A 6292-nucleotide genomic window follows, 5' to 3' on the forward strand; every position below is an offset into this window, starting at 1 on the left:
ACCCAGTGCCACCCTTTGAAAGTCTTATCCGCGATTCATCTGCTCATCTGAGCGAAACCCTCCCCATGCGTGGCGTATATCACGCACCACGGAGGGCGATTTGTCAGCCTCCGGAGGTGTCCAGTTCTGCGTCCTCGCTCACGCCCGCGCAGTCGTACGGGTCCTTCAGCCAGCCGTCCGGCAGGACAACTCGGTTGTTTCCGGACGTCCGACCACGAGGGCCGTCGGCGCTCTCGGGCCACGCCTGGTCCAGGTCGAGCTCGCTCAGATGAGCGTCCAGCTCGGCCAGCGAAGAGGTGACCGCGAGCTTCTGCCGCATCTCGGACCCCACCGCGAAGCCCTTGAGGTACCAGGCCACGTGCTTACGGAAGTCGATCACCCCGCGGGCTTCGTCGCCGATCCACTCCCCCAGCAGCTGCGCGTGGCGGTGCATGCTGGTCGCGACCTCGCGCAGGGTGGGCTTGTGGAAGTCCTCGGGCCGCCCCTCGAAGGCCGCCACCAGGTCGTTGAACAGCCACGGGCGCCCCAGGCAGCCGCGGCCCACGACCACGCCGTCGCAGCCGGTCTCGCGGACCATGCGCAGCGCGTCCTCCGCGCACCAGATGTCGCCGTTGCCGAGCACCGGGATCTCCGGCACGTGCTCCTTCAGCCGTGCGATGGCGTCCCAGTCGGCGGTGCCGCCGTAGTGCTGGGCGGTGGTCCGCCCGTGCAGGGCTATGGCGGTGACCCCCTCCTCGACGGCGATCCGGCCCGCGTCGAGGTAGGTGAGGTGGTCGTCGTTGATGCCCTTGCGCATCTTCATGGTGACCGGCAGGTCGCCGGCGCCCGCGACGGCCTCGCGCAGGATGGCCCGCAGCAGGTTGCGCTTGTAGGGCAGGGCCGAGCCGCCGCCCTTGCGGGTCACCTTGGGGACCGGGCAGCCGAAGTTGAGGTCGATGTGGTCGGCGCGGTCCTCTTCGACGATCATGCGGACCGCCTTGCCGACCGTGACCGGGTCCACCCCGTACAGCTGAATCGAGCGGGGCTTCTCGGTCTCGTCGAAGTGGATCAGCTGCATGGTCTTCTCGTTGCGCTCGACCAGGGCGCGGGTCGTGATCATCTCGCTCACGAACAGCCCCTTGCCGCCCGAGAACTCCCGGCAGAGGGTACGGAACGGGGCATTGGTGATGCCGGCCATGGGCGCGAGCACCACCGGGGGCTGCACGGTGTGCGGGCCGATCGCGAGGGGCGGAGGGAGCGTGGTCATCCGCCCATTGTCCCGCATGCCGAGGGGGTGGGGCGGACGTAGCATCGGCCCATGATCGAGTCGAGTCCCCGGCAGCGCGTGCTCGTCCTGGCGATCTGCTGCATGAGCCTGCTGATCGTCAGCCTCGACAACACCGTGCTCAATGTCGCCCTGCCCTCGATGCGCCGCGATCTGGACGCCTCGGTCTCGGGGCTGCAGTGGAGCATCGACGCCTACACCCTCGTACTGGCCTCGCTGCTGATGCTCGCGGGGTCCACCGCCGACCGGATCGGCCGCCGCAAGGTGTTCGTGGCCGGTCTGGTGGCCTTCACGGTCGGCTCCCTGCTCTGTTCGCTCGCCCCCAGCCTCGACTGGCTGATCGTCTTCCGCATGGTGCAGGCGGTGGGCGGTGCGATGCTCAACCCGGTGGCGATGTCGATCATCACCAACACCTTCACCGATCCCGCCGAGCGGGCTCGGGCCATCGGTGTGTGGGGGGCGGTCGGGGGCATCTCCATGGCGGCGGGCCCGCTGATCGGCGGCGTGCTGGTCGACTCCGTGGGCTGGCGTTCCATCTTCCTGATCAACCTGCCGATCGGGCTGGCGGCGTTCGCGCTGACCCTGCGCCACATCCCGGAGTCCCGGGCGGCCCGGCCGCGGCGCCCGGACCCGCTGGGCCAGGTGCTGGTCATCGCCCTGCTGGGCAGTCTGACGTACGGGATCATCGAGGCCCCGGCCGCCGGCTGGCGCTCGCCCCTGATCATGGGGTGCGCGGTGGTGGCCTTCGCCTCGTTCGTGGGGCTGCTGATCCACGAGCCCCGCTGCAAGGAGCCGCTGATCGACCTCCGGTTCTTCCGGAGCGCGCCCTTCAGCGGCGCGACGGTGATCGCGATCAGCGCGTTCGCCGGGCTGGCCGGCTTCCTCTTCCTGAACACGCTGTACCTCCAGGACGTCCGCGGGCTGAGCGCCCTGCACGCCGGGCTGTACATGCTGCCGATGGCGGGGCTGACCGTCTTCTTCGCTCCGCTGGCCGGGCGGCTGGTGGGCAGCCGCGGGCCGCGGATCTGCCTGCTGATCGCGGGGGTGTCGATGGCGGCGAGCGGGCTGCTGTTCGCCCTGTTCGAAGCGGAGACGTCGAACCCGCTGCTGTTCACCGGGTACATGCTGTTCGGGCTCGGCTTCGGCATGGTGAACGCGCCGATCACCAATACGGCGGTGTCCGGGATGCCGCGCTCCCAGGCGGGGGTCGCGGCCGCCATCGCCTCCACGAGCCGGCAGACCGGCGGCACGCTGGGCGTCGCGGTGATCGGCTCCGTGCTGGCGGCCGGCCTGGCGCACGGCTCGGACTTCTCTGCGGCGGCGCAGCCGGCGTGGTGGATCATCACGCTCTGCGGGCTGCTGGTCCTGGTCGTGGGTGCGGCGACGAGCGGCACCTGGGCCCGCGCGACGGCGGAGCGGACCGCCCGCACCCTGGAGGAGCAGGCGGGGGAAACCGCCGCGGCGGGTTCGCCGCGCGGCTAGCGCGTATCCGTGCGGGCGGCTACTCGCCGCACTCGAAGTCCTCGGCCGAGGTGTTGACCCGGTCGAGGAGGCCGCGCAGGAGGTCGCGCTCCGAGGCCGAGAGGCCCGCGAAGATGCCGCTCTCGACCTCGTCGAGGGCGGTGTTCGTCTTGTGGAGGGCGGCTTCTCCGGCGTCGGTGATGGCCACGTTGTGACGGCGGCGGTCGGCCGGGTCGCGGCGGCGCTCGGCCAGGCCCTCGCCCTCCAGGTCGTTCAGGATCCCGACGAGCACGCTCGGGTCCACCTCCAGCCGCTCGGCGAGCGCCCGCTGGCTGATGGGGCCGCTCTCCAGGTGCATCAGCGTCATCGCGTGCCGCGGGGTGAGCCCGGCCGCGCCGAGGGCCCGCTTCATCCGGGTCTGGGTGACCGATCCGTGCCAGGCGAGCAGCAGGCCCAGCCGCTGCGGAGGGTGCGGTCCGTCCTGATCTGCCGTCATGGTCCACATCGTAGCAACCAGGAAATGATTGCATTGAGGATATCGTTGATGCTATTCAATGGTTTCACATCGCCAACCGTTGGAGATATCCATGTTCATCGCCTACGCCGTCGTCGGCGTCCTGCTCGCCCTCGCCCTCACCGCCTCGGCCACCTTCACCCTCCAGCGCAACGACCAGATCGTGGCGAACATGCAGAAGGTCCAGGTGCCGGACTCGTGGCTGCCACGCCTGGCCGCCCTCAAGGCCGCGGGCGCGATCGGCCTGGTGGCCGGCCTGTGGGTGACTCCGCTCGGCGTGGCCGCCGCCGTCGGCGCGACCCTCTACTTCATCGGGGCGGTCATCAGCCACCTCCGGGTCAAGGACCACGAGCTCGCGCCGGCGGCCGTCCTCACCCTGGTCGCGGCGGCCGCGCTGACCCTGCGGATCCTCGCCTGACACTGACGAGTGACAGATATTGAAATATGTCACTCGTCATGCCATTCTCGTTGCATGACGAAGAACGAGAACGCTTCCGACATGACCACCGCACGGCGCGCCCTCGGCAGCACCGGCCCCACCGTCTTCCCGCTGGGGCTGGGCTGCATGGGGATGTCCGCTCTCTACGGGGAGGCGGACCGCGCCGAGTCCATCGCGACCATCCACGCCTACCTGGAAGCCACCCCCGCCGGCACGGACGCGCTGCTGGACACCGGCGACTTCTACGGCATGGGCCACAACGAACTGCTGATCAACGAAGCCCTGCGCACGGCCCCCACCGCGGCCCGCGAGCGGGCGCTGACCAGCGTCAAATTCGGCGCGCTCCGCACGGTCGAGGGCGGCTTCACCGGCTACGACGGCCGGCCCGAGGCCGTCAAGAACTTCCTGGCCTACTCGCTCCAGCGGCTCGGCCGGGACCACATCGACATCTACCGGATCGCCCGCGTCGACCCGGACGTACCGATCGAGGAGACCGTCGGAGCCATCGCCGAGGCGGTCGCGGCCGGGCACGTGCGGCACATCGGCCTCTCCGAGGTCGGCGCGGACACCCTGCGCCGGGCCGCCGCCGTGGCCCCGATCTCCGACCTCCAGATCGAGTACTCACTGATCTCCCGCGGCATCGAGGACGAGATCCTGCCGGCAGCACGCGAGCTCGGCATCGGGATCACCGCGTACGGCGTGCTGTCACGCGGCCTGATCAGCGGCCACTTCACCCGCGACCGCGCGCTGGCCCCGGGCGACTTCCGCGGCATGAGCCCCCGCTTCCAGGGCGACAACCTCGACCGGAACCTCGACCTGGTGGACGCACTGCGCAAGGTCGCCGAGGGCAAGGGTGCGAGTGTCGCGCAGACCGCCGTCGCCTGGGTTCTCGCGCAGGGGCCCCGGCGCGGGGCCGACCTCGTGCCGCTGGTGGGTGCCCGGCGCCGGGACCGGCTCGCCGAGGCACTGGGTGCCATGGCCGTCTCCCTCGACGCCGCCGACCTGGCCGCCATCGAGGAGGCCGTTCCGGCGGGCGCCGCAGCCGGCGAGAGGTACCCCGCCGCCCAGATGGCCCACCTCGACAGCGAGCACTGAGCTGACGGTACGGTCGTACTCATGCCCCCCGCTGCTGCCGAGCCCCTGACCCCCGAGCGCATCCTCGAAACCACCGAGGAGGTGCTGCGCCGCTTCGGTCCCACCAAGGCGACGGTGGTGGACGTGGCCCGGGCCCTGGGAGTCAGCCACGGCAGCGTGTACCGGCACTTCCCGTCGAAGGCGGCGCTGCGCGAGGCCGTCACGGACCGCTGGCTCGCCAGGAGCGTGGTCATGCTGGAGCAGATCACCTCGGCTCCCGCCGAGAGCGCTCCCTCCAAGCTGGAGGCGTGGCTGGAGGCGCTCTTCGAGGCCAAGCGCCACAAGGCGGGCGACGACCCGGAGCTGTTCGCCACCTACACCGTGCTGCTCACCGAGAACAGCGGCGTGGTGGACGCACATCTGACGGAGCTGATCGACCAGCTGGGCCGGATCATCTCCGAGGGCGTCGCAGCCGGCTCGCTCGCCGCCGACGACGTGCCGGCGGCCGCGCGCGCGGTGTTCGACGCCACGGGCCGCTTCCATGATCCGCAGTATGCGGCGGACTGGCTCTCGCCGACGATCATCACCGAGTTCGAGGCGGTCACCGCCCTCGTGGTCCGGGGCCTGCGCGCCTGACGCGGGACGACCCGGCCCCCGGGCCGGAATCGGTCAGTCCGGACAACTTGATGATCATTTGGGGCGCGATGGGGTTGTTCGCGTCCCGTCAATCTCCATACGGTCCCCCTACCGCACTTCATCAGGCACGCTCCAGGGGGAACCTTGTCCACTCCGACCACTCACGACGCACGACCGGCACCTCCGAAGCGCTCGCGCGGCGCCGCCGCGCTCGGCTGGATCCTGACCATCGGGCTCAACGTGGTCGCGCCGATCATCACGTACAACGTGCTCACCGAGGACCACCACTGGAGCGCGTTCTCCGCGCTGCTGCTCAGCAGCGCCTGGCCGGTCCTCGACAGCGTCATCAGCCTGGCCTGGCGGCGCAAGCTCGACGAGTTCGCCGTCGTCACCCTGGTCTTCCTGGTGATCACCGCCGTCGTCTCGCTCGTCGGCGCCCACTCGGCCCGCGCCCTGCTGATCAAGGACTCGGGCGTGACCGGGCTGTTCGGGCTGCTCTGCCTGGCGACGCTGTTCGCACCGCGCCCGTTGATGTTCTACTTCGGCCGCAAGTTCGCCACCGACGGCACCCCGGAGAGCACCGCCTGGTGGAACGGCCTGTGGCAGTACGAGGGCTTCCGCACCACGATGAACCGGATGACGCTGGTGTGGGGCCTCGCGTACGTCGCCGAGGCCCTCGTCCGCGTCTTCCTGGCCTACACGCTGAGCACCGGGACCATGGTGGTGGTCAGCCCGATCATGATCTACGGAGTGCTGGGCGCGCTCGGCGTGTGGACCGCCATGTACGGGAAGCGGTCCCAGGCGGAGGGCGAGCGTCGCGCGGCCGAGGCGGCAGCCGCGGAGGCCGAGGCGGCAGCCGCGGAGGCCGAGGCGGCAGCCGCCTCCTGATCCCGGCCCGCCCCAC

Annotated in this window: 7 protein-coding genes; 5 read left to right on the forward strand and 2 right to left on the reverse strand. The window is 70.6% G+C overall.

Annotation, left to right across the window (positions count from 1 at the left end; translation table 11 throughout):
- Positions 1-103 precede the first annotated feature (103 nt).
- Entirely contained in the window at positions 104-1264 is a 1161-nt protein-coding gene (dusB, locus tag IE257_RS02840; protein WP_372453043.1) for a tRNA dihydrouridine synthase DusB, read from the reverse strand.
- A gap of 33 nt (positions 1265-1297) precedes the next feature.
- On the opposite strand from dusB, the gene IE257_RS02845 reads away from it, so the two are divergent.
- Entirely contained in the window at positions 1298-2746 is a 1449-nt protein-coding gene (locus IE257_RS02845; protein WP_189964148.1) for an MFS transporter, read from the forward strand.
- Positions 2747-2765: 19 nt separating this feature from the next.
- On the opposite strand, the gene IE257_RS02850 is transcribed toward IE257_RS02845, so the two are convergent.
- Positions 2766-3221, reverse strand: a complete 456-nt coding sequence (locus IE257_RS02850; protein WP_189964150.1) for a MarR family winged helix-turn-helix transcriptional regulator — start codon at positions 3219-3221, stop codon at positions 2766-2768.
- A 91-nt stretch (positions 3222-3312) separates the two neighbouring features.
- Here IE257_RS02850 and IE257_RS02855 point away from each other — a divergent pair, with 91 nt between their 5' ends.
- The 4 genes from IE257_RS02855 to IE257_RS02870 all read left to right on the forward strand — a co-directional run bounded on the left by IE257_RS02855 (position 3313) and on the right by IE257_RS02870 (position 6276).
- The gene (locus IE257_RS02855) at positions 3313-3657 is read left to right on the forward strand and encodes a DoxX family protein (RefSeq protein WP_189964152.1); all 345 of its coding nucleotides are present in this window, start codon (positions 3313-3315) and stop codon (positions 3655-3657) included.
- Positions 3658-3711: 54 nt separating this feature from the next.
- Positions 3712-4773 carry an aldo/keto reductase gene (locus IE257_RS02860; RefSeq protein ID WP_189964154.1) on the forward strand — a complete coding sequence of 354 codons (1062 nt, stop codon included), beginning with the start codon at positions 3712-3714 and terminating at the stop codon, positions 4771-4773.
- A gap of 21 nt (positions 4774-4794) precedes the next feature.
- Positions 4795-5388, forward strand: a complete 594-nt coding sequence (locus IE257_RS02865; protein WP_189964156.1) for a TetR/AcrR family transcriptional regulator — start codon at positions 4795-4797, stop codon at positions 5386-5388.
- Between the two features lie 144 nt (positions 5389-5532).
- On the forward strand, positions 5533-6276 hold the full coding sequence (locus tag IE257_RS02870; protein WP_189964158.1) for a VC0807 family protein: 744 nt from the start codon (positions 5533-5535) through the stop codon (positions 6274-6276).
- Positions 6277-6292 lie beyond the last annotated feature (16 nt).

The sequence above is a fragment of the Streptomyces avidinii genome (assembly GCF_014650695.1).
In the GTDB taxonomy this organism is placed as follows: Bacteria; Actinomycetota; Actinomycetes; order Streptomycetales; family Streptomycetaceae; genus Streptomyces; species Streptomyces avidinii.